The sequence below is a fragment of the Vannielia litorea genome (assembly GCF_019801175.1).
Taxonomy (GTDB): Bacteria; Pseudomonadota; Alphaproteobacteria; order Rhodobacterales; family Rhodobacteraceae; genus Vannielia; species Vannielia litorea_B.
The window spans coordinates 61,126-82,929 of sequence record NZ_JAHVJR010000002.1 but is presented as its reverse complement, the minus strand read 5'-3'; the positions used below and the strand labels follow the sequence as shown (position 1 = coordinate 82,929).

The window sequence follows — 21,804 nt, the reverse complement described above, 5'->3', positions numbered from 1 at the left end:
CACGTCTGGGCGTGGGCGCTATCCCGCGAGCATGACCAAGACGCTCAAGATCGGCACCCGCGGCAGCCCGCTGGCCCTCGCTCAGGCCCATGAAACCCGCGCGCGGCTTATGGCGGCCCACGGGCTTCCGGATGAAGCCTTTGAAATCGTGATCATTTCCACCACCGGCGACCGGGTCCAAAACCGCGCGCTGCGGGAGATCGGCGGCAAGGGGCTGTTCACCAAGGAGATCGAGGAGGCGATGCTTTCGGGCGAGATCGACATTGCCGTGCATTCCTCCAAGGATATGCCCGTCGAACAGCCGCAAGGTCTTGTGCTGGATTGCTTTCTTGAGCGTGAAGACCCGCGCGATGCCTTTGTCACGCTGGACGGCAAGCCATTCTCGGCCCTGCCGCAGGGCGCCGTGGTGGGCACCTCCTCGCTGCGCCGTAAGGCGCAGCTTCTTGCCAAACGGCCCGATGTGCAGGTGGTGGAGTTTCGCGGCAACGTGCAGACCCGGATGCGCAAGCTCGCCGATGGCGTGGCCGAGGCGACCTTTCTCGCCCAGGCGGGCCTCAACCGGCTGAACGCGCAACACATTTCCTGCCAGGCGGTCGCGCCGGAGGATATGCTTCCGGCCATCGCGCAGGGGGTGATCGGCATCGAGCGCCGGGCGGATGATGCCGAGGCCGACAGGCTGCTCGCGCCCCTCCGCCACGTCGAGACCCACACCCGCGTTGCCGCCGAACGCGCCCTTCTGGCCGGGCTGGATGGCTCCTGCGAAACCCCGATTGCTGGGCTTGCCACGCTGGACGGCAATACCCTGACGTTGCGGGGAGAAATCCTGCGCACCGATGGGTCCGAAGTGCTCACCGGCTCCCGCACCGGCCTGGCCGAGGATGCCGCCGAAATGGGGGCGAGCCTTGCCGAAGAGTTGCTCGCGCAGACCACGGATGATTTCTTCGACTGGAAGTAGAAAAACCTTCGCGAAGATTTTTCGGCCTGAAGAATTTTCTTTAAAATTCTTCTAGTTGACCCGTTCCAGCAGCTCCAAAACCCGCGGCCCCATGTCTTCGACCACAAGCCGCACCCCGCTGGCCGAGGGGTGAATGCCGTCCCCCTGCATATGCTCCCGCCGCGCCGCCGCCTGGTCTTCCAGCGCGGTCAGGGCAGCGAAGAAGTTGGGGTAGAGCAGGGCGCCGTATTGCTCTGCCAGTTCGGGATACATCGCATCGAAGGCGGCCTTGTAATCGGGCCCGTAATTGCCGGTCGCGGTCATCCCCACCAGCAGGATCGGCAGGTCACGCGCATCAGCCGCCTTCAGAATACCGTCGAGATTCCCGCGGCTTACCGCCGGGTCGATGCCGCGCAGCAGATCATTGCCGCCCAGCTCCACGATGAGCGCATCCACATCATCGGTGAGCGTCCAGTCCACCCGGCTGAGCCCGCCCGCCGTGGTGTCTCCGCTCACGCCGGCGTTTCGCAGTTCCACCTCCGCGCCCTGCGCCTGCAACCAGTCTTCCATCACCGGAACGAAGCCCTCCTCCTGCGGCAGGCCGTAACCCGCTGTCAGGCTGTCTCCCAAGGCGGCGACCACAACAGGCTGGGCCGAGGCGACGGAAACCAGAAAGAATGTCGTTAAAACCTTGAGCGCCAGCAACCTGGCCCCATATCGGAATGAAACAAAAGGCGCCCGCATGACCGATCCGATCCTGTCCCTGAACGATGTCACCTTCACGCTCGACGGCAATGCCGGAAAGGTCAACATCCTCAAGGGAATAAGCCTCGATGTCGCAAAGGGCGAAACGCTGGGGCTGATCGGGCCGTCTGGCTCTGGCAAAAGCTCTCTCCTCATGCTCATGGGCGGGCTTGATACTGCGACCTCCGGTTCCGTCACCGCGCTCGGGCACGATCTGACGGCAATGGGGGAGGACGCATTGGCCCGCTTCCGCCTCAAGCATATGGGGGTGGTGTTCCAGTCCTTCCACCTTATCGGCACGATGACGGCGCTGGAAAACGTGGCCACGCCGCTTGAATTGGCGGGAGTGACCGATGCTTACGAGCGTGCCGAGGCCGAGCTGGCGGCAGTCGGGCTGGGCGACCGGGCGCATCACTATCCCAGCCAGATGTCGGGCGGTGAGCAGCAGCGGGTGGCACTGGCCCGCGCCATCGCCCCGCGCCCCGATATCCTGCTGGCCGACGAGCCCACCGGCAACCTCGATGCGGCCACGGGCGATGCGGTGACTGACCTGCTCTTTGACCTCTCCGAGAAACACGGCGCGACGCTGGTGCTCGTCACCCACTCCCGTACCCTTGCGGCCCGCTGCGGGCGGGTGGTGCGGCTCGCCGATGGCGTGATTTCTCCGGAGCAGCAGGCCGAGGCCGCCGAATGAGCCTTGCCCAGTCGGCCCGGATCGCCCGGCGCGAGCTTCGTGGAGGCCTGCGTGGCTTCAAAGTTTTCCTTGCCTGCCTTGCGTTGGGCGTTGCCGCCATTGCCGCTGTTGGCCTCGTGCGCGAGAGCCTGTCTGGCGGGTTGATGCGTGAGGGCGCGACCATGCTGGGCGGTGATGCCGAGTTGCGTTTCACCTACCGCGCGGCGGGCGAGGCGGAGCAGGCCTGGATGGCCGAGCGCGCGACCCGTGTTTCGGAGATCGTCGATTTCCGTTCAATGGCGCGCGCGGGGGAGAACACCGCGTTAACCCAGGTGAAGGGGGTGGATGATATCTACCCGCTCTATGGCGAGGTTCGGCTCGAGCCGGCCATGCCGCTGGATGAGGCGCTGGCCGGGGCAAACGGCTTGCCCGGCGCGGTGATGGACCGCTCGCTTATGGCGCAGCTGGAGCTTGAGGTGGGCGATACCTTCGAGTTGGGCACGGCAAGCTACCACCTCGCCGCCGCGCTGACGCTGGAGCCGGATGCCGCCGGCTCGGGCTTTTCGCTCGGGCCGCGCACGCTGCTGTATCGCGCCGATCTTGAAGGCTCGGGGCTGCTTGCCCCCGGCACGCTCTTTGAAACCAACTACCGGCTCGCCCTACCGCCCAGCACCGACCTTGAGGCGATGCGGGAGGACGCACTGGCGCAGTTCTCCGACAGCGGCGCGCGGTGGCGCGACAGTCGCAATGGCGCGCCCGGCCTCAACCGCTTCGTCGACCGGATCAGCGCCTTCCTCGTGCTGGTCGGCCTTGCCGGTTTGGCCGTGGGCGGCGTGGGGGTCAGCGCAGCCGTTCGGGCCTATCTGGAGCGCAAGACGCCGGTGATCGCCACGCTCAAGACCCTTGGCGCTACACGGCGCACGATCCTTTGGGCCTATCTGATCCAGATCGGGGTGCTCTCGGCGCTGGGCATCGTCATTGGCCTCGCGCTTGGCGCCGCCGCCGTGCTGGCCTTGGCCCCGGTGCTGGAGGCGCGGTTGCCGCTGCCGACCGAGTTCACCGTCTATCCCGGCCCGCTGGCGGAGGCCGCGCTATACGGTGCGCTCACAGCGCTGATCTTCACCCTCTGGCCGGTCTCCCGCGCCGAAGAGATCCGCCCGGCGCAACTGTTCCGCGCCCTCAGCGACACGCGCCGCCACCTGCCGCGCTGGAGCGTGATGCTGCTCACCGCCGCGCTGGCGACGCTCCTCGTTGGCGTGGCGGCCTATTTCTCGGGCCTCTGGGAGTTGACGATCTGGGCCGCGCTCGGCGTCTGCTTTGCCCTCGTCCTCCTCCTCGCAGCGGCATGGGCCATTCGCAAACTCGCTCGCCGCCTCTCCCGCGCGCGCTGGGTCCGGGGCATTCCGGCGCTGCGGCTTGCGCTCGGCTCGGTCGGCGGGCCGGGGCAGGAGGCCTCCGCCGTAGTGCTCTCGCTCGGGCTTGGCCTTTCGGTGCTGGCGGCGGTGGGGCAGGTCAGCTCCAACATGCGGGCGGCGATCGAGGGCGACCTGCCCGATGTCGCGCCCTCCTTCTTTTTCATCGACATCCAGCCCGACCAGATCGACCCGTTGCTCGCCCGGCTCAACGGCGATGCGGCGGTCACCAAGATCGACACCGCGCCCATGCTGCGCGGCGTGATCACCCGCATCAACGACCGCCCGGCGACCGAGGTTGCGCCGGACCATTGGGTCGTGCGCGGCGACCGTGGCCTGACCTATGCCGCCGAGCAGCCGGAGCGGGTGACGGTTTCGGAAGGGGAATGGTGGCCGGAGGATTATTCCGGCCCGCCGCTGATGAGCTTTGCTGCCGAGGAGGCCGCCGAGATCGGGCTGAAGATCGGCGATGAGATCACGGTGAACGTGCTTGGCCGCGAGATCACCGCCACCATCGCCAGCTTCCGCGAGGTCGATTTTTCGACCATGGGGATCAACTTCGTGATGACCTTCAACGCCGCTGCCCTGCAGGGCGCGCCACACAGCCACATCGCCACGGTTTATGCCGAGGCAGAGGCCGAGCCGGCGATCCTGCGGGACGTGTCGCAGACATGGCCCAACGTCACCGGCATCGGCGTGCGCGAGGCGATCAGCCGGGTGGCCGGGCTGCTGGAGGGCATCGCGGCGGCCATCACCTATGGCGCGCTGGCCTCGCTGGTCACCGGCGGCGTGGTGCTGATCGGCGCGGCGGCGGCGGGCCAGCCCGCGCGGGAGTTCGAGGCGGCGGTGCTGAAAACGCTGGGTGCGGTGCGCGGGCGGGTGCTGGCCTATCTGGTACTGCGCGCGGCGCTCTTGGGCTTGGCCGCAGGCGTCGTCGCCATCGTCGCCGGAGGGCTCGCGGGCTGGGGTGTGACGACCTTCGTGATGGAGGGCGACTACAGCTTTGAGCCGGTCTCTGCGGTGCTCATCGTCTCGGGCGGGGTGCTCGCCACCCTCATCGCCGGGCTGGGCTTTGCCCTGCGTCCACTGTCGATGCCACCTGCACGTGTGCTGCGCAGCGCGGAGTGATGTCATAAGACATGAGCGATTGCTCTAAGGGTCTGGAATTACAGGCCTAACGGCATTTGTCACCAAATACCACCTTCCCTTACGCCGCGGCATTTGCCAGTGTCTGTGCATCATTTCGGCTGCCGTCAGTTCGGCGGGGCCGCCCATGTGAAGGGAAGGACGAAGAGTAATGATGACGAAATTCAAAACCCTCAGCGCCGTGCTTGCGACCACGGCCGTGGTTGCCCTCGGCAGCTCCGCCTGGGCACAGGATCAGGAAGGCCCCAACGCGGCCGATGGCGCGGGCGAGGGCGAGGCTGGCGCCGTTGCGCAGATGGCCATGGCGCAGGACCTTTACGCCTACGGCTCGGCCAACAAGGATGCGCTGGCCATCGCCACCGCCGCCAAGATCGCCATGTCGGTCGAGGCCGAGGACGTGGAGCGCGAAAAGGAGACCTCCGACATCGAGGGCTTCGAGGGCACCGAAGAGGGTGAAGGCGTGGATGCGCCGGTGACCCCCGAGATGATGCTGGCCGAAGCCGAAGAACTGGCCGGTGAAGACGAGGCGCTCAAGAGCATGATCGCCGACATCAAGGCCGAGGGCTCCCGTGGCCGCATCGGCGGTGCTTCCCGCACCCTGTCGCGCCTGCCTGCCGGCAAGACCGACGTGTTCAAGGTGCCGTTCTACGGTGGCCGCCTGGCCGAACTGGCCATTGTCGGTGACGGCGACGCCAACCTCGACCTCGTGGTGACCGACGAAGGCGGCAACGTGATCTGCCTCGACCGCAGCTACTCCGACAAGCTCTACTGCTCCTGGACCCCGCGCTGGGATGGCTACTTCTTCATCGGCGTCCGCAACCAGGGCCGGATCCGCAACAGCTACTACATCCTGACGAACTGACCTCTTCGTCAGATCGCAAAGACAGACGCCGCCGGGCTTTCCGGCGGCGTTTTTTGTTGGTGTGCTGGCTGGGGTCCGCTCAGTGGCGGCGCTGGTCGGCAGGGTAGACGCCGAGGATCTTCACCTCTTCGGTGAAGTGATCGAGCTCTTCCATCGCAAGCTGCACGTTCGGGTCGTCGGGGTGGCCCTCGATATCAGAGTAAAATTGCGTCGCGGTGAAGCTGCCGCCGACCATGTAGCTCTCCAGCTTGGTCATGTTCACCCCGTTCGTCGCAAAGCCGCCCATCGCCTTGTAGAGCGCGGCGGGGATGTTGCGGACGCGGAAGACGAAGGTGGTCATCATGTCATCGGCGCGGCGGGCAGGCTGGGCCTCGGGCGCCATGATCAGGAAGCGCGTGGTATTGTGGGCATGGTCCTCGATGTGGCGGGCCAGCAGGTTGAGGCCGTAGATCTCGGCGGCGAGGTCGGAGGCCAGAACGCCCTCGTCGCGCGCGCCGGAGGCCTGAAGCTCCGCCGCCGCGCCTGCGCTGTCGGCGGCGGCCTCACCGGCAATCCCGTTGGCGGAGAGGAAGCTGGCGCATTGCGGCAGAAGCACGAGGTGGGCGCGCACCTTCTTCACCTCCTCCAGAGTCACTCCCGGCAGGGCCATCAGCGAGATATGCACCCGCACGAAGGCCTCGTCGACGATGTGCAGCCCGCTTTCGGGCAGCAGGCGGTGGATGTCGGCGACCCGGCCATAGGTGGAATTCTCCACCGGCAGCATCGCCTGATCGGCGGCGCCGGAGCGCACGGCCTCGATCACATCCTCGAAGCTGCGGCAGGGGATGGCCTCCATATCCGGGCGCGCCTCGGCGCAAGCCTGGTGCGAGTAGGCCCCCAGTTCTCCCTGAAATGCGATCCGGCCTGCCATTGCCGCCTCTCCCCTGACACTTCACACAATTTTTGCCCCCTCGGGCGTTTGGTCGCGCCTGATACGGCTTGCAGCGCGGGGTGGGAAGCGCGTAGAAGGCGCCGAGACCCACACCACGGACAGGATGCGACATGTTCGACACAATGACGATGGTCAAGGCATTTGGCTGGTTTTGCGGCGCGCTGCTGATCTATCTGCTCATCAACTGGGCCGGTGAATCGCTCTATGCGATGGATGCCGGTGGCCACGGCGAAGAGGGCGAAGAGCACGCGATGGGCTATGCCATCGAGGTTGCCGACAGCGGTGAAGGTGCCGAGGCCGAGGAAGATACCGGCCCCGCCTTCGAAGAAGTTTTCGCATCGGCTGATGCGGCCTCCGGCGAGAAGGTCTTTGGCAAGTGCAAGGCCTGCCACAAGCTCGACGGCACCGATGGAACCGGCCCGCACCTGAACGGCGTCGTGAACCGCGCCATCGGCAGCGTTGCCGGCTTTGGCTACTCCGACGCGATGGCATCGCATGGTGGCGAGTGGACCCCCGAGGCGCTGAGCGAGTTTCTCGCCAACCCCAAGGGCTACATGAACGGCACCAAGATGAGCTTTGCCGGCCTCCGCAAGATCGAGGACCGCGCCGACGTGATCGCCTACCTGCAGTCCGCGCAGTAAGCGAAACCGCCAAGCATTCAGAGGCCGCCGCCGGGCAACCGGGGCGGCCTTTTTCATGGGCAGGTGCCGGTTTGCCGCAGGCCTCGCGACGTGCTCACGAGGTTTCAACTTGCAAGCCGGGACCGGGGGCATTTAGCTAAAATTAACGATGCTTTGCTGTAATGGTGCCCGCGCGGGTGCCCTGCCCAGCCTGATCCGAGAGGAGCCCGACTTGCGCCAGACAGACACGCCGCCCAACGCCGCCCCTGCCAGAGCCTCCGCCAAGGCCATTGCCGCCACCGCCCAGCGGGCCAAAGGGCGAGAGATGCTGGCTTGGGGTGCCGGGCTCGCGCTGGCGATGGTTCTGGCCGCGCTGCCCGCTCTGGCGCAGGAGACGATCACGCGCCACGGGATCACCACCTTCCCCGGCGGCGAGCTGAAGTATGCGGCCGATTTCGAGCATCTGGAGTATGTGAACCCCGAGGCGCCCAAGGGTGGCGAGATGTCCGTTTGGACCTTCGGCGGGTTCGACAACTGGAACCCCTACACCATCAATGGCCGTTCCGGCGCGCTGGCCAGCGCTCCGCATGAGAGCCTGCTGGTGGGCACCTCCGACGAGATCGGCGCGGACTACGGGCTGCTGGCCGAAAGCCTCGAATACCCGGAAGACCGCTCTTGGGTAATCTTCACCCTGCGCGAAGGCATCACGTTTTCGGACGGCTCGCCGCTGACGGCGGAGGACGTTCTGTTCTCCTATGAGCTCTTCCGCGAGAAGGGCCTCCCGAGCTATCGCGAGATCCTGTCTGCCTCAGTTCAGAGCGCCGAGGTGATCGACCCCCGGCACATCCGCTTTGACTTTGTTCCAGAGAAGGAAAAGCGCGACCTGATCCAGATGGTCGGCGGCCTCGCGATCTTTTCCAAGGCGCAATACGAGGCCGAAAAGATGGACCTCGAAGAGCCGCAGAACACCCCGTGGCTCGGCTCCGGCCCCTATGTGGTCGACCTCTCGCGCAGCGAGATGGGCAAGACGGTGGTGGTGACCCGAAACCCCGACTATTGGGGCGATGAATTGCCGATCAACGTGGGCCGCAACAACTTTGATGCGCTGCGGGTCGAGTATTTTGCCGACTATGCGGTGGCGCTGGAGGGCTTCAAGGGCGGCACATACCTGTTCCGCAACGAGGCCAGCTCCAAGGACTGGGCCACGGGCTACGATTTTCCGGCGGTGAACAACGGCTGGGTGGTGAAGCGTGAGCTGGAGCACGGGCGCATCGCACCGGGCCAGAGCTTCATCTACAACCTCCGCCGCCCGCAGCTGCAAGATGCTCGGGTGCGTGAGGCCATCGGGCTGATGTTCAATTTCGAATGGTCGAACGAAAAGCTCTTTTACGGCATCTACGCCCGGGTCAGCTCCTTCTGGGAGAACACCGACCTTGCTGCCACGGGTATGCCCAGCGAGGCGGAGCTGGCGCTGCTTGAGCCGCTGCGCGCCGATATCCCTGAAGAGGTCTTCACCGAAGAGCCGTTCATGGAGCCGGTGTCGGATGCCGGTAGCGCGACCGACCGGCGCAACCTGCGCAAGGCCAACCGCCTGCTGGACGAGGCGGGCTGGAGCGAGTTCAACAACCAGGGCCTGCGGGTGAAAGATGGCAAGACCCTGCGCATCGAGTTCCTGAACGACAGCCAGACCTTTGACCGGGTGATCAACCCCTTCGTCGAGAACCTGCGGGCCGCCGGGATCGACGCGGTGCACCAGCGGGTCGATAATGCCTCCGCCACCGAGCGCGAGCGCCCGCCGGGCTTCGACTTCGATATCGTGACCGGCTTCCTGCAAACCGGCTACATCCCCGGCGACGGGCTGAAGCAGTATTTCGGCGGCGAAACCGCCGATACCTCGACCTTCAACAAGATGGGGCTCAACAACCCCGCCGTGGACTCCCTGATCGAGAGCGTGAAGGCGGCCACCGATGAAGACGAGCTGCGCGTGGCGATCTCGGCGCTCGACCGGGTGCTGCGGGCGTTGAAGTTCCGCACCGGTCAGTGGCACAAGGCGGCCGATACCGTGGCCTACTACGATATCTACGAGCATCCCGACCCGCTGCCGCCCTATGCCCTCGGCAACCTCGATTTCTGGTGGTATAACGCCGAAAAGGCCGAAGAACTGAAGGCGGCCGGCGCGTTTTGAGCAGCGCGACAAGAACGATAAGACAGGCGAAAAGGCTCTAGATGAGCGCATATATCCTCAGGCGGCTCCTGCTCATCATCCCGACGCTGTTCGGGATCATGCTGGTGAACTTCGTCCTCACCCAATTCGTCCCCGGCGGCCCGATCGAGGCCGTGATCGCGCGGGTCGAGCAGGGCGAGGGCGCGGGTGACAACGTGACGGGCGGCGCCGATGCCGGACAGCAGCAGAGTGAAAGCGTTGATGAGCGCTATCAGGGCGCTCGTGGCCTTTCGCCCGAGTTTCTGGCCCAGCTCGAGGTGCAGATGGGCTTTGCGCGTGTGGTCTGCGAAGAGGGTTACGAGCCGCGCAACGGCGAGGAGATCACCCATCGCGACCTGAGTGCAGAGGCCTGCACCAAGGAAGACATCGGCATTGCCGAGCGGTTCTTCATCATGATGGGCCAGTATGTGACCTTCGATTTCGGTGAGAGCTACTTCAAGTCGAAGTCTGTCGTGAGCCTCGTGATCGAGAAGATGCCCGTCTCGATCACCCTTGGCCTTTGGTCGACGCTTATCGCCTATCTCATCTCGATCCCGCTGGGCATCCGCAAGGCTGTGCGCGACGGCTCCCGGTTCGACACATGGTCATCCGGCGTGATCGTGGCGGCCTATGCGATCCCCGGCTTCATCTTTGCGATTCTGCTGCTGGTGCTCTTCGCCGGTGGGTCGTACTGGAAGATCTTCCCGCTGCGCGGCCTCACCTCGCCTTCGGCGATCTGGGAAGATCTCAGTCTCTGGGGCAAGGCGCTGGATTACCTCTGGCACATCTTCCTGCCGGTGCTGGCAAGCTCCATCGCGGGCTTCGCCTCGCTGACCCTGCTGACCAAGAACAGCTTCCTTGACGAGATCAAGAAGCAGTATGTCATCACCGCGCGCGCCAAGGGGCTGAGCGAGAGCAAGGTGCTTTATGGCCATGTCTTCCGCAATGCGATGCTGATCGTGATCGCAGGCTTCCCCGGCGCATTCCTCGGCGTGTTCTTCGGCTCGTCCCTCGTGATCGAGTGGCTCTTCTCGCTCGACGGGCTCGGGCGGCTTGGCTTCGAGAGTGTGGTCGACCGGGATTATCCGGTGGTCTTCGGCACGCTTTTCGTCTTCGGCCTCATTGGCCTGCTGGTGAATATCCTGAGCGATCTGATGTATGTCTTCGTCGACCCGCGGATTGACTTTGAGCGGAGGGCGGGCTGATGGCTTTGATCAAACTCGGACCGCTCGGCAAGCGCCGCTGGCGGAACTTCAAGAAGAACCGCCGCGCCTTCTGGTCGCTGATCCTGTTTAGCCTGCTCTTTGGCCTCAGCCTCTTTGCCGAGTTCCTTGCCAACGACAAACCGATCCTCGTGCAGTATCGCGGCGAGTATTACATGCCGATCCGCACCTTCTACTCCGAGCAGGACTTTGGCGGCGATTTCCGGACAGAAGCCAAGTATCGCGACATCGAGGTGCGCTGCCTGATCCGCTCCGGCGGGCTGGACGCCTGCTTCGACGATCCAGAGGCGGTGTATGAAGACGCGGCGGATGGCGTGGTGGACGGGGAGCAAATCGAGCAAGGCTGGGCGCTCTGGCCGCCGATCCCCTATTCGTTCAACACGCCGAACGACGATATCGTCGGCGCGGCCCCCTCGGCGCCCGACCGCAACCACTGGCTCGGCACCGATGACGGCAGCCGTGATGTGCTGGCGCGGGTGATCTACGGCTTCCGCCTTTCGGTGTTATTCACCCTCATCGTCACGGTCGTGGCCTCGGTCATCGGCATCGCGGCGGGGGCTGCGATGGGCTATTTCGGCGGTTGGGTCGACCTGTTCTTTCAGCGGATGCTTGAAATCTGGGGCGGGATACCGGGGCTCTACGTTATCATCATCATGTTCGCGATCTTCGGCCGAAGTTTCTGGCTGCTGGTCTTCCTCACAGTACTCTTCGGCTGGCCAGCCCTCACGGGCGTGGTTCGCGCCGAGTTCCTCCGCGCGCGCAACTTCGAATATGTCCGCGCGGCCAAGGCGCTGGGGGTTTCCGACAGCAAGATCATGTTCCGCCACATCCTGCCCAATGCAATGGTCGCGACGCTGACGCTCATGCCCTTCATCATCACCGGCACCATCGGCGGGCTCGCCACGCTCGACTTCCTCGGCTACGGCCTGCCCTCCTCGGCACCATCGCTCGGGGAGCTGACTCTGCAAGCCAAGCAGAACCTGCAAGCTCCCTGGCTCGCCTTCACCGCCTTCTTTACCTTCGCCATCATGCTCTCGCTTCTGGTCTTCGTGTTCGAAGGCGTGCGCGATGCCTTCGACCCGCGGAAGGTGTTCTCGTGAGCGCGGTGCTTGAGGTCGAGGGGCTGAAGGTTTCGTTCCGGCAGGATGGCGAGACGACCCATGCCGTGAAAGGCGTGAGCTTTACCGTCGGCAAGGGCGAGACGGTGGCGCTGGTGGGTGAGAGCGGCTCTGGCAAGTCGGTGACCGCGCTTTCAACTGTGAGCCTCTTGGGCGACAGCGCCCGGGTACAGGGATCAGTGCGCTACAGGGGCCAGCAGATGGTGGGCGCGGACGAGCAGAAGCTGATGGAGGTGCGCGGCAACGACATCTCCTTCATCTTTCAGGAGCCGATGACCTCGCTCAACCCGCTCCACACGCTGGAAAAGCAGCTGGCCGAGAGCCTCGAGCTGCACCAGGGCATCAAGCGCAGCGAGGCGCGCGGTCGGATTGTGGAGCTGCTGGAAGACGTGGGCATTCACGACCCGGAAAGCCGCCTTGGCGCCTATCCGCACCAGCTTTCGGGCGGGCAGCGGCAGCGGGTGATGATCGCCATGGCGCTGGCCAACAACCCCGACCTGCTGATCGCCGACGAGCCGACCACCGCGCTCGACGTGACCATTCAGGCCCAGATCCTCGACCTGCTGGCTGAGCTGAAGCAGAAGCGGCAGATGAGCCTGCTGTTCATTACCCATGACCTCGGGATCGTGCAGGCGATTGCCGATCGGGTCTGCGTCATGAAGGACGGCGAGATCGTCGAGGCCGGGCCGACGCAGGAGATCTTCGGCAGCCCGAAGCACGACTACACCAAGAAGCTGCTCGGCGCCGCGCCGCAGGGCGGGCCACCGGCGATTGCTGCCGGGGCGGATGAGATCGTGCGCACCGAAGACCTGCGCATCTGGTTCCCGATCCAGGCTGGGTTGCTCAAGCGCACCGTGGGCCATGTGAAGGCGGTGAACGCCGCCAGCCTTTCTGTGCGCGCGGGCGAGACCGTCGGGATCGTGGGCGAGAGTGGCTCGGGCAAGACAACGCTGGCGCTGGCGATCATGCGGCTGATCCGGTCGGACGGGCCGATCTATTACCTTGGCGACAATATTCAGGGCTGGAAGACCCGCCAGATGCGCGAGCTGCGGCGGCATATGCAGATCGTGTTCCAAGACCCCTTCGGCAGCCTCAGCCCGCGCCTGACGGTGGCGCAGATCGTGGCCGAGGGGCTGGGGGTGCATGGCGTGGAAAAGGGCCAGAACCCGCGCGAGCTGGTGGCCCAGATGCTCACCGAGGTCGGGCTCGACCCCTCGGTGATGGACCGCTATCCTCATGAGTTTTCGGGCGGGCAGCGGCAGCGGATCGCGATTGCCCGCGCGATGATCCTCCGGCCTCGGCTGGTGGTGCTCGATGAGCCGACCTCGGCGCTCGACATGACGGTGCAGGTGCAGATCGTTGATTTGCTGCGTGACCTACAGCAGAAGTACGGGCTGGCCTATCTCTTCATCAGCCACGACCTGCGGGTTGTGCGGGCGCTCAGCCACAAGGTCATGGTTATGCGTCAGGGCGATGTGGTGGAGGCCGGGCCTGCGGCAGAGGTCTTCGATGCGCCAAAGACCGAGTACACCCGCACGCTCATGGATGCGGCCTTCGACCTGCCGGGCGCGGGCGAGGCGTGATCCGGGCCATCGCTTGGGATTTCGACGGGGTGCTGAACCGCTGCGTTGAGAACGGGCGGTTTCTTTGGGCAGAGAACTTCGAGCGCGACACCGGGCAGAGACTTGCCGGGTTTCAGCGCGCGGTCTTCGGAGAAGGCTTTCGTGAGGTGATCGAGGGGCGTGAAGACCTCGCCGACCGGGTGCGTGGCTGGTGCGAGGTGGTGGGCCATGCGCCGGGGGCCGAGGCGCTGATCGACTACTGGTTCAAGCGCGACGACAACCCGGATGAGGAGATGAAAGTGCTGTTGGCCCGGCTCAAGGCCGATGGCATGGCGCAGGTGATCGCCACCAACAACGAGGCGCGACGTGGTCGCTACATCCGTGAGCAGACCGATTGGATGTTGTGGGTCGATGGGCTGTTCTGTTCGGGCGAGTTGGGCGTGGGCAAGCCGGAGGCGGGGTTTTTCGAGGCGGTGAGTGAAGCACTCTCTGTGTCACCGGCAGAGTGCCTCTTCGTCGACGACACCCTCGCCAATGTGCAAGCTGCCCGCGCGCTGGGCTGGCAGGCCTTTCACTTCACGCCCGAAACGCGCGGGCGGCTTGCTGCCGTGATCGCGGGAGAAGATGCCTCGCCGCGCAGATGAGGCGGATCAGATTGCCGAGCTGTGGCCCGCGCGGGACAGGTCGTAGGCATCCGCCGCGCGCGCGATGACCCGTGTGAGCGGGCGTGCCTCGGGCGGGATCTGGATACCGGTGGAGGACTGGGTGACCACCCCGCTGAAGCGGGCGGCGATGCCCGAGAGCACGCTGCGCACCCAATCGGGGCGTGCCCCTACGGCGGTGATCTGGTCGATATCGCAGCGGAACTCGCACATCAGTTGCTCGATGATCTGGCCACGCCAGAGGTCTTCCTTGCTGAACACATGGCCCCGCGCGGTGGCGAAGCGGCCCTCGCGCACATCGCGGATGTATGCAGAGGTGGCGGAGGCGTTTTGCGCGTAGCCTTGTGGGAAGCGCGAGATCGACGAGGCCCCGAGGCCGACTAGCGCGGTGGCGGTATCGTCGGTGTAACCCTGAAAATTGCGGCGCAGGCGGCCCTCGGCCAGCGCACGGGCGAGGCCATCGCCGGGGCGGGCGAAATGGTCGATTCCGATCTCGTCATAACCATCCCAGCAGAACAGGCGCCGGGCTGTCTCGAAGAGTCCCAAACGCTGTTCCGGCGTAGGCAGCGCATCGGTCGGCAGGAGCGATTGGCGCTTGGCCATCCACGGCACGTGGGCGTAGCCATAGAGCGCCACCCGGTCGGGTGAGAGTGACAGCAGCTTCTGCACCGAGCTGGCCATGCGTTCATCGGACTGGTGCGGCAGGCCGAAGAGGATATCGGCGTTCAGGCTCTCGATCCCGCGAGCTCTGATCATCTCGACCGCGCGGGCGGTCAGCTCATAGCTCTGGTCGCGGCCGATGACCTTTTGAATCTCGGGGTCGAAGTCTTGCACGCCGATGGAGGCGCGGGTCATGCCTGCCGCGGCCAGCGCATCGAGGCGGGTTTCGTCGATCTCGTTCGGGTCGATCTCGACCGAAAACTCCGCGCCGGGTGCCATCGGCACCACGGTTTCGACCGCCTCGGCCAGTTCGGCCATTTGCCCGGCGTCCATCAGGGTGGGCGTGCCGCCGCCCCAATGCATCCGGCTCAGCCGCACGCCGGGTGCAAGGTGACGGCCAAGCATGGCGATTTCGGTTTTGAGCACCTCGAGATACGCCCGAACCGGCTCGGCGGAGGATGTGCCCTGCGTGCGGCAGGCGCAGAACCAGCAGAGCCGGCGGCAGAAGGGCACGTGGATATAAAGCGAGATCTGACCGTTCTCGGGGATCGCGCGGAGCCATTCGGTGAAGCGGTTGCCATCCACACCCCCGGCAAAATGCGGGGCGGTCGGGTAGCTGGTGTAGCGGGGCACACGTGCGTCAAAGAGGCCGTGGCGGGCAAGTTGTGTGGTGGTTTCCATTGGCCTAGATTACGGCCCTGAGGCACCGGGGTGCCTTGACCCAGATCAACAGGTACAAAATGGCCGTCCTCGACATCCAGTTCACGTCACACGACTGCGGCTCCTGCCCGATCCGCCACCGTGCGGTGTGCGCCCGTTGTGATGATGACGAGCTCGCGCGGCTGGAAGAGATCAAGTATTACCGCAGCTTCGAGCCGGGGCAGACGCTGATCTGGTCGGGTGATCACATGGACTTTGTCGGCTCCATCGTCAGCGGTGTGGCCACGCTCAGCCAGACGATGGAAGACGGGCGGACGCAGATGGTCGGCCTGCTGCTGCCGTCGGATTTTGTTGGCCGTCCGGGCCGCGAGCAGGCGGCCTATGATGTGACGGCGGTGACCGACCTGACGATGTGCTGTTTCCGCCGGAAGCCGTTTGAGCACCTGATGGAGACCACCCCGCATGTTGCCCAGCGGCTCTTGCAGATGACGCTGGATGAGCTGGATGCGGCGCGGGAGTGGATGCTGATCCTCGGCCGGAAGACGGCTCGGGAAAAGATCGCCAGCCTGCTTTCCATCATCGGGCGGCGGGATGCCTCGCTGGGGCTTGGAGGGCCGGTGGGCGACGAAATGGTGTTTGATCTGCCGCTCACCCGCGAAGCGATGGCCGATTATCTTGGCCTGACGCTTGAAACCGTGAGCCGCCAGGTCTCGGCGCTGAAGAAAGACGGGATCATCGCGCTCGAAGGCAAGCGCCGTGTAAGGGTGCCGAGCTACGATGCGCTGCTTGCCGAGACCGGGGACGATTCGGACGGCGGGTTGATGGCCTGAGCCGGGTGGTAGGGTCTCCCACCCCTCGGATCAGTCGCGCGGTGGGAACCAACTCACCAAGGGGCACAAGCCTCACCGCGCCATGAACACCGGCACCGGCGGCTCTTCCAAAACGTCACGAGTGGCCCCGCCGAGAATCGCCTCGCGGAATCGGGAGTGTCCGTAGGCGCCCATCACCAACATTTCCGCCCCGAAGTCCGCCACATGGCGGGAGAGCACGTCTGACACTTTCGGCATGGTGCGCGACAGCACCGAGATTTCGCAGCGCAGCCCGTGGCGGGTGAGCATCTGGCTCAGCGCGCCGCCCGGGTCGGAGCGTTCGGGGCCGTGGCGCGGCGGGTCGATAATGGCGATGTTGACCAGATCGGAGCCAGCCAGCAGCGGCATGGCCCGACGGATGGCGGCGAGCGCCTCGGGACTCTGGTTCCAGGCCAGCACGGCGCGGCGCGGGCGCACCGGCGCTGCCGCGGCCTCTGGCACGACCATCACTGGCGCGTGGCTGTCAAACAGGGCGGCCTCCAGCGCGATCTCGTACTCCGGGCCTTTGCCGCTGCTGTAGGGGGCGGGCATCACCACCAGATCGGCAAAGCGGGCGCGCGAGGTGATCAGGCCCGCGAGGACCCCCATCTGGCCCACGGCACTCTCGACCGACCAGCGCAGCGGTGAGGCTTTGAGGTGCGCGCGCGCGGAGGCCTCGATCTGCTCGGTGGCCGCGTGGGCCTCGTTGTAGGTTTCCTGCTGCACCACCGCGGTGGCGCCTGCGTAATAGTAGCCGATCTGGGTGCGGTCGCAGCCGATCCCGATCACTTCGAGATGCGCGTCGAAGGCATCGGCCAGCGCCTCGGCGTGGCCCAAGGCCAGCGCATGCGGTGCGCCCTCAGAGAGCGGTTCGAGCAGGGGGGCGAGTATCGTTTTCGGATCCATCATCGTCATTTCCTCACGCGACTGAAGGGCAGACATGGCCGCCATGTTGCTGCTTGGAGAGTGCCGCAAACGGCGCGCGCGGAAATTGACCTGAATCAAGGACGCACCGCCCGTTTCAGAAGAGTTTGCCCACAATTCGCAGGCCCGTGCCGGGGGGATTCCCGCTGTGGCCCGCGTGAGGACAAAGAAGGGAAACGTCATGTGGGACTACGTGAAGATCGTGCTGTTCGGCCTGATCGCGTTGCTCGCGGCGATTGCTGCGAACTATGCACGCGACCTGGCCTATATGGTGCACGCTCTGATCATCTTCGCCGTTGCGGCGGGGATGTTCATCTGGGCGGTACGCACCACCTGGGAGGAAAAACCGGCGCCTGCCGTCAACGCGGAAGGCTATATGGACGGGGTGGTGCGCTACGGCGTGGTCGCCACGGCCTTCTGGGGCGTTGTCGGCTTTCTGGTCGGCACCTTCATCGCCTTTCAGCTCGCATTCCCGCAGTTGAACTTTCACCTGCTCGGTGACGGCATCGGCAACTTCGGACGGCTGCGCCCGCTGCACACCTCGGCGGTGATCTTCGCCTTTGGGGGCAATGCCCTGATCGCAACGAGCTTCTACATCGTTCAGCGCACCAGTGCGGCGCGGCTGTGGGGCGGCAACCTCGCGTGGTTCGTATTCTGGGGCTACAACCTGTTCATCGTTCTGGCGGCCACCGGCTACCTGCTCGGCGCGACGCAGAGCAAGGAATACGCCGAGCCGGAGTGGTACGTGGACCTCTGGCTCACGCTTGTCTGGGTGGCCTACCTGTTGGTGTTCCTCGGCACGATCATGACCCGGAAAGAAAAGCACATCTACGTGGCGAACTGGTTCTTCCTGAGCTTCATCGTCACCGTGGCCCTGCTGCATGTGGTCAACAACCTGAGCATCCCTGTCAGCATCTTCGGCTCCAAGTCGGTGCAGGTGTTTGCAGGTGTGCAGGATGCCATGACCCAATGGTGGTATGGCCACAACGCGGTGGGCTTCTTCCTGACCGCGGGCTTCTTGGGGATGATGTATTACTTCGTGCCCAAGCAGGCCGAGCGGCCGGTCTACTCCTACAAGCTGAGCATCATCCACTTCTGGGCACTGATCTTCCTCTACATCTGGGCCGGTCCGCACCACCTGCATTACACCGCGCTGCCCGACTGGGCCTCGACCCTCGGCATGGTGTTCTCGATCGTGCTCTGGATGCCCAGCTGGGGTGGCATGATCAACGGTCTGATGACGCTTTCGGGCGCATGGGACAAGCTGCGCACCGACCCGATCATCCGGATGATGATCGTCTCCATCGGCTTTTACGGCATGTCCACCTTCGAAGGGCCGATGATGTCGATCCGCGCGGTGAACAGCCTCAGCCACTACACCGACTGGACCATTGGCCATGTGCATTCCGGTGCGCTCGGCTGGAACGGGATGATCACCTTCGGGGCGCTCTACTTCCTCGTGCCGCGCCTGTGGAACCGGGCCAAGCTCTATAGCCTGCCCGCCGTCAACTGGCACTTCTGGCTCGCGACCATCGGGATCGTTCTTTACGCCTCCTCGATGTGGGTGACCGGGATCATGGAAGGCCTGATGTGGCGTGAAGTGGACGCCAACGGCTTCCTGGTGAATGCCTTCGCCGACACGGTGAGCGCGAAATTCCCGATGTATGTGGTCCGGGCTCTGGGCGGGGTGCTCTACCTTGCCGGTGCGCTGATCATGGCCTGGAACCTGTGGATGACGGTGCGGAAGGGTGAGGCTCGCATGCCTGCCGCCGCCGCCGTCGCCGCTGAATAAGGAGGGCCGGAGCAATGGCACTTCTCGACAAGCACAAGATCCTAGAAACCAATGCTACGCTGCTGCTGGTGGGCTCCTTCCTCGTTGTCACCGTGGGTGGCATCGTGGAGATCGCCCCGCTCTTCTACCTCGACAACACCATCGAGGATGTGGAGGGGGTGCGGCCCTATAGCCCGCTGGAGCTGACCGGGCGCGACATTTACATCCGCGAGGGCTGCTATGTGTGCCATAGCCAGATGATCCGCCCGATGCGCGATGAGGTGGAGCGCTACGGCCATTACTCCCTTGCGGCGGAATCGAAGTACGACCACCCGTTCCAATGGGGCTCCAAGCGCACCGGGCCAGACCTTGCCCGCGTGGGTGGGCGCTACTCCGATGAATGGCATGTCGATCACCTGATCGATCCACAGAGCGTGGTGCCCGAGAGCGTGATGCCGAAGTACGGCTACCTTCTCGACCGGCCCATCGAGGGTGAACATGTGGGCGAGCTGATGGCCACGCACCGCATGGTCGGCGTTCCTTACACCGACGAGATGCTCGAAGCTGCGGCGGCGGACTTTGCCGCGCAGGCCGACCCCGACAGTGACTATGACGGGCTGATCGAGCGTTACGGCGACTCTGCGCAGGTGCGCAACTTCGACGGGCAGGCGCAGCTCACCGAGATGGATGCGCTGGTGGCCTATCTTCAGGTGCTGGGCACGATGGTGGATTTCTCCACCTTCCAGCCCGACGAGAGCCGGTAAGGGAGGGCGCGCGCAATGGATACCTATTCGTGGATGCGTGAACTGGCCGACAGCTGGGTGCTGCTCGCCATGTTCGTTTTCTTCCTTGGTGTCGTGGTCTGGGCCTTTCGGCCCGGGTCGCGGCAGGACCATGAGGAGAGCGCCAATCTGATCTTCCGGAACGAAAAGACGCCTGCGGGCGAGGGCCTCGAGGAGGCGAAGCAATGAGCAAGAAACCGACGACGCCCGAGAAGGACATTCCGACGACCGGCCACACTTGGGACGGGATTCAGGAATACGACAACCCGATGCCGCGCTGGTGGCTCTGGACCTTCTACGCCACCATCGTCTGGGGCATCGGTTACACCATCGCCTATCCGGCCTGGCCGCTCGTGAAGGGCGCAACGGAGGGGATTTTGGGGTATTCGACCCGCGCCGAAGTGCAGGCCGAGATCGACAGCTTCGATGCCGCCAACGAAGGCATGCGGCAACGGCTGGTTGAGGCCGATCTGAACCAGATCAGCACCGACACGGAGCTTGCCAGTTTTGCCCAGAATGCCGGTGGCGCGGTGTTCCGGACGTGGTGTGCCCAGTGCCACGGCTCGGGTGCGGCGGGGGCCAAGGGCTACCCGAACCTGCTCGATGACGATTGGCTCTGGGGCGGCGACATGGAGGCGATCCACTTCACCGTGACCCACGGCATCCGGAACGAGGACGACCCGGATGGTGAGGCCCGCTACTCGGAGATGCCGCGTTTCGGCACCGACGAACTGCTCGAGACAGAGGAAATTGAGCAAGTGGTGAACTACGTGATGTCACTCTCTGGCGAGCCACAGGACGCTTCAAAGGTTGAGGCCGGTAAGGTCGTGTTTGAAGACAACTGCTCCGCCTGCCACGGCGAGGCCGCCGAGGGCGACCGCGAGCAGGGTGCGCCGAACCTCAGTGACGCGATTTGGCTCTACGGCAGCAGCTATGCCGATGTGATGGACTCGGTGAGCAACGCCCGCTTCGGCGTGATGCCCAACTGGAACACCCGGTTGAGCGAGGCCGAGATCCGCGCGGTCTCCGCCTATGTGCACGGGCTTGGCGGTGGCGAGGCGGCTGCGGAGTAAGGCGCGCAGGAACAACACAGAGAGGGCCGCCCCGGGAGATCGGGGCGGCCCTTCAGATTTTTATGCCGATCAGTGGGCCGTCATCTCATGCACCACGTCCTCGGCGGAGAGCGAGGAGGGGTAGTAGGTGGGCCAGTTGGTGAGTTCTTCGAGCAGCGCGGCCCGGTCATCGCCCCAGTAGAGGTGGTAGTGATCCGCCTTGCCGGGTGCGATCTTGTGGTCGGAAAACTGGAAGAACCCGGGCGCCCCGGCATCGCCTTCGGTCTTGGCGAAGACGAACCGGACGCCGCGATTGCCCTTTTCGTAGTTCAGGATCTCGTAACCGTCGTAGGTGTAGCGCGCCTGAAGCGGGCCGCTCTCGCCGTGGAAGGTGACGGTGTCACCGTCGATCACGATCCGGTCCACATCGGTGGCATACCCGACCTCGTAGTAAGCTTGGTATTCCTCGGCGGTCTTGTCGCCGTTCTCGGCCTTGTGCTGCATCACGGGGTCGAGCTTACCCGAGGTGAGCAGGGGGTAGACCGACTGCCAGTCGCCCGCCCAGTCGGAGAGCGGGCGATCGGCGATCTGGCTGTCTTCAAAGTAACCTTTGTAGATTTGCTCGGCCTCAGCATCGTGGCTGTGATCGTGGTCGTGTTTGGTCTCAGACCAGGCAGGGGCCGCGAGGAGGAAGCCAGCGAGCGCCGCGCCGAGGAGGTTGAATTGCATGGTGTGTCCTTCGGGATGGTTCGAGATGTTATAACATAACGGACATCACTTACCGCAGGACCCCGGCGGTCTGCAACCGGACCGTAGAAACGCGAAGAGAGCCGCACCGTTCCGCCGATGCAGCTCTCTTGCGTGCCAGTGCAGCTCACATTCAGGCGTCGGGGAACGCAGTGAGCCGCGGGAGCATATGCCGCCAGGGAGCGATGGGACGGGCAGACGCCTTGGGGCTCTCGCCAGTCCGGGTGGCCGTGAAGAAGGCCCTTGAAAGAATGTTGAACATATCGCGCC

Annotated in this window: 20 protein-coding genes; 15 read left to right on the top strand and 5 right to left on the bottom strand. The window is 64.8% G+C overall.

Annotation, left to right across the window (positions count from 1 at the left end; all coding sequences use genetic code 11):
* Nucleotides 1–31 precede the first annotated feature (31 nt).
* The gene (gene hemC, locus KUV38_RS15835; protein WP_222471185.1) at nt 32–955 is read left to right on the top strand and encodes a hydroxymethylbilane synthase; all 924 of its coding nucleotides are present in this window, start codon (nt 32–34) and stop codon (nt 953–955) included.
* A gap of 51 nt (nt 956–1,006) precedes the next feature.
* On the opposite strand, the gene KUV38_RS15830 is transcribed toward hemC, so the two are convergent.
* The gene (locus KUV38_RS15830; protein WP_222471184.1) at nt 1,007–1,678 is read right to left on the bottom strand and encodes an arylesterase; all 672 of its coding nucleotides are present in this window, start codon (nt 1,676–1,678) and stop codon (nt 1,007–1,009) included.
* On the opposite strand from KUV38_RS15830, the gene KUV38_RS15825 reads away from it, so the two are divergent.
* From KUV38_RS15825 to KUV38_RS15815, 3 genes are all read left to right on the top strand, one after another.
* Complete coding sequence (locus KUV38_RS15825) at nt 1,677–2,372, top strand: ABC transporter ATP-binding protein (protein ID WP_222471183.1); 696 nt, start codon at nt 1,677–1,679, stop codon at nt 2,370–2,372. The two genes, KUV38_RS15830 and KUV38_RS15825, sit on opposite strands and share 2 nt — an antisense overlap.
* The gene (locus tag KUV38_RS15820) at nt 2,369–4,891 is read left to right on the top strand and encodes an ABC transporter permease (RefSeq protein ID WP_222471182.1); all 2,523 of its coding nucleotides are present in this window, start codon (nt 2,369–2,371) and stop codon (nt 4,889–4,891) included. The genes KUV38_RS15825 and KUV38_RS15820 overlap by 4 nt, the downstream gene beginning before the upstream one ends.
* A 169-nt stretch (nt 4,892–5,060) precedes the next feature.
* A complete protein-coding gene (locus tag KUV38_RS15815) occupies nt 5,061–5,771 on the top strand; it encodes a hypothetical protein (protein ID WP_222471181.1) in 711 nt (236 codons plus the stop codon).
* Between the two features lie 79 nt (nt 5,772–5,850).
* On the opposite strand, the gene KUV38_RS15810 is transcribed toward KUV38_RS15815, so the two are convergent.
* Nucleotides 5,851–6,681 (bottom strand): prephenate dehydratase, encoded by an 831-nt coding sequence (locus KUV38_RS15810; RefSeq protein ID WP_222471180.1) that lies wholly within the window; start codon nt 6,679–6,681, stop codon nt 5,851–5,853.
* Nucleotides 6,682–6,812: 131 nt separating this feature from the next.
* On the opposite strand from KUV38_RS15810, the gene KUV38_RS15805 reads away from it, so the two are divergent.
* The 6 genes from KUV38_RS15805 to KUV38_RS15780 all read left to right on the top strand — a co-directional run bounded on the left by KUV38_RS15805 (nt 6,813) and on the right by KUV38_RS15780 (nt 14,072).
* A complete protein-coding gene (locus tag KUV38_RS15805; RefSeq protein ID WP_222471179.1) occupies nt 6,813–7,343 on the top strand; it encodes a c-type cytochrome in 531 nt (176 codons plus the stop codon).
* A 304-nt stretch (nt 7,344–7,647) separates the two neighbouring features.
* Complete coding sequence (locus tag KUV38_RS15800) at nt 7,648–9,507, top strand: extracellular solute-binding protein (protein WP_222471630.1); 1,860 nt, start codon at nt 7,648–7,650, stop codon at nt 9,505–9,507.
* 41 nt (nt 9,508–9,548) lie between these two features.
* The gene (locus KUV38_RS15795; RefSeq protein ID WP_222471178.1) at nt 9,549–10,730 is read left to right on the top strand and encodes a microcin C ABC transporter permease YejB; all 1,182 of its coding nucleotides are present in this window, start codon (nt 9,549–9,551) and stop codon (nt 10,728–10,730) included.
* An 8-nt stretch (nt 10,731–10,738) separates the two neighbouring features.
* On the top strand, nt 10,739–11,848 hold the full coding sequence (locus tag KUV38_RS15790) for an ABC transporter permease (protein ID WP_222471629.1): 1,110 nt from the start codon (nt 10,739–10,741) through the stop codon (nt 11,846–11,848).
* Nucleotides 11,845–13,449 (top strand): ABC transporter ATP-binding protein, encoded by a 1,605-nt coding sequence (locus KUV38_RS15785; protein WP_222471177.1) that lies wholly within the window; start codon nt 11,845–11,847, stop codon nt 13,447–13,449. The genes KUV38_RS15790 and KUV38_RS15785 overlap by 4 nt, the downstream gene beginning before the upstream one ends.
* Complete coding sequence (locus tag KUV38_RS15780) at nt 13,446–14,072, top strand: HAD family hydrolase (RefSeq protein ID WP_222471176.1); 627 nt, start codon at nt 13,446–13,448, stop codon at nt 14,070–14,072. The genes KUV38_RS15785 and KUV38_RS15780 overlap by 4 nt, the downstream gene beginning before the upstream one ends.
* Nucleotides 14,073–14,078: 6 nt before the next feature.
* On the opposite strand, the gene hemN is transcribed toward KUV38_RS15780, so the two are convergent.
* Nucleotides 14,079–15,431 (bottom strand): oxygen-independent coproporphyrinogen III oxidase, encoded by a 1,353-nt coding sequence (gene hemN, locus KUV38_RS15775; RefSeq protein ID WP_222471175.1) that lies wholly within the window; start codon nt 15,429–15,431, stop codon nt 14,079–14,081.
* A 59-nt stretch (nt 15,432–15,490) separates the two neighbouring features.
* Here hemN and fnrL point away from each other — a divergent pair, with 59 nt between their 5' ends.
* The gene (gene fnrL, locus KUV38_RS15770; RefSeq protein WP_222471174.1) at nt 15,491–16,240 is read left to right on the top strand and encodes a transcriptional regulator FnrL; all 750 of its coding nucleotides are present in this window, start codon (nt 15,491–15,493) and stop codon (nt 16,238–16,240) included.
* Nucleotides 16,241–16,312: 72 nt separating this feature from the next.
* On the opposite strand, the gene KUV38_RS15765 is transcribed toward fnrL, so the two are convergent.
* Nucleotides 16,313–17,164 carry a universal stress protein gene (locus KUV38_RS15765; RefSeq protein WP_222471628.1) on the bottom strand — a complete coding sequence of 284 codons (852 nt, stop codon included), beginning with the start codon at nt 17,162–17,164 and terminating at the stop codon, nt 16,313–16,315.
* Between the two features lie 199 nt (nt 17,165–17,363).
* Between KUV38_RS15765 and ccoN the strand changes: the two genes are divergently transcribed.
* Genes ccoN through ccoP form a run of 4 tightly spaced genes read left to right on the top strand, consistent with a single transcriptional unit; the run spans nt 17,364 to nt 20,808 of the window.
* Nucleotides 17,364–18,974: a cytochrome-c oxidase, cbb3-type subunit I gene (ccoN, locus tag KUV38_RS15760; protein WP_222471173.1), complete on the top strand. Its 1,611-nt coding sequence runs from the start codon at nt 17,364–17,366 to the stop codon at nt 18,972–18,974.
* Between the two features lie 14 nt (nt 18,975–18,988).
* Entirely contained in the window at nt 18,989–19,717 is a 729-nt protein-coding gene (ccoO, locus tag KUV38_RS15755; protein WP_222471172.1) for a cytochrome-c oxidase, cbb3-type subunit II, read from the top strand.
* A 15-nt stretch (nt 19,718–19,732) separates the two neighbouring features.
* Nucleotides 19,733–19,924 carry a cbb3-type cytochrome c oxidase subunit 3 gene (locus KUV38_RS15750; RefSeq protein ID WP_222471171.1) on the top strand — a complete coding sequence of 64 codons (192 nt, stop codon included), beginning with the start codon at nt 19,733–19,735 and terminating at the stop codon, nt 19,922–19,924.
* Nucleotides 19,921–20,808 carry a cytochrome-c oxidase, cbb3-type subunit III gene (gene ccoP, locus KUV38_RS15745; RefSeq protein WP_222471170.1) on the top strand — a complete coding sequence of 296 codons (888 nt, stop codon included), beginning with the start codon at nt 19,921–19,923 and terminating at the stop codon, nt 20,806–20,808. Before KUV38_RS15750 ends, ccoP begins: the two co-directional genes overlap by 4 nt.
* 69 nt (nt 20,809–20,877) lie before the next feature.
* On the opposite strand, the gene KUV38_RS15740 is transcribed toward ccoP, so the two are convergent.
* Nucleotides 20,878–21,516 (bottom strand): ZinT family metal-binding protein, encoded by a 639-nt coding sequence (locus KUV38_RS15740; protein WP_222471169.1) that lies wholly within the window; start codon nt 21,514–21,516, stop codon nt 20,878–20,880.
* Nucleotides 21,517–21,804 lie beyond the last annotated feature (288 nt).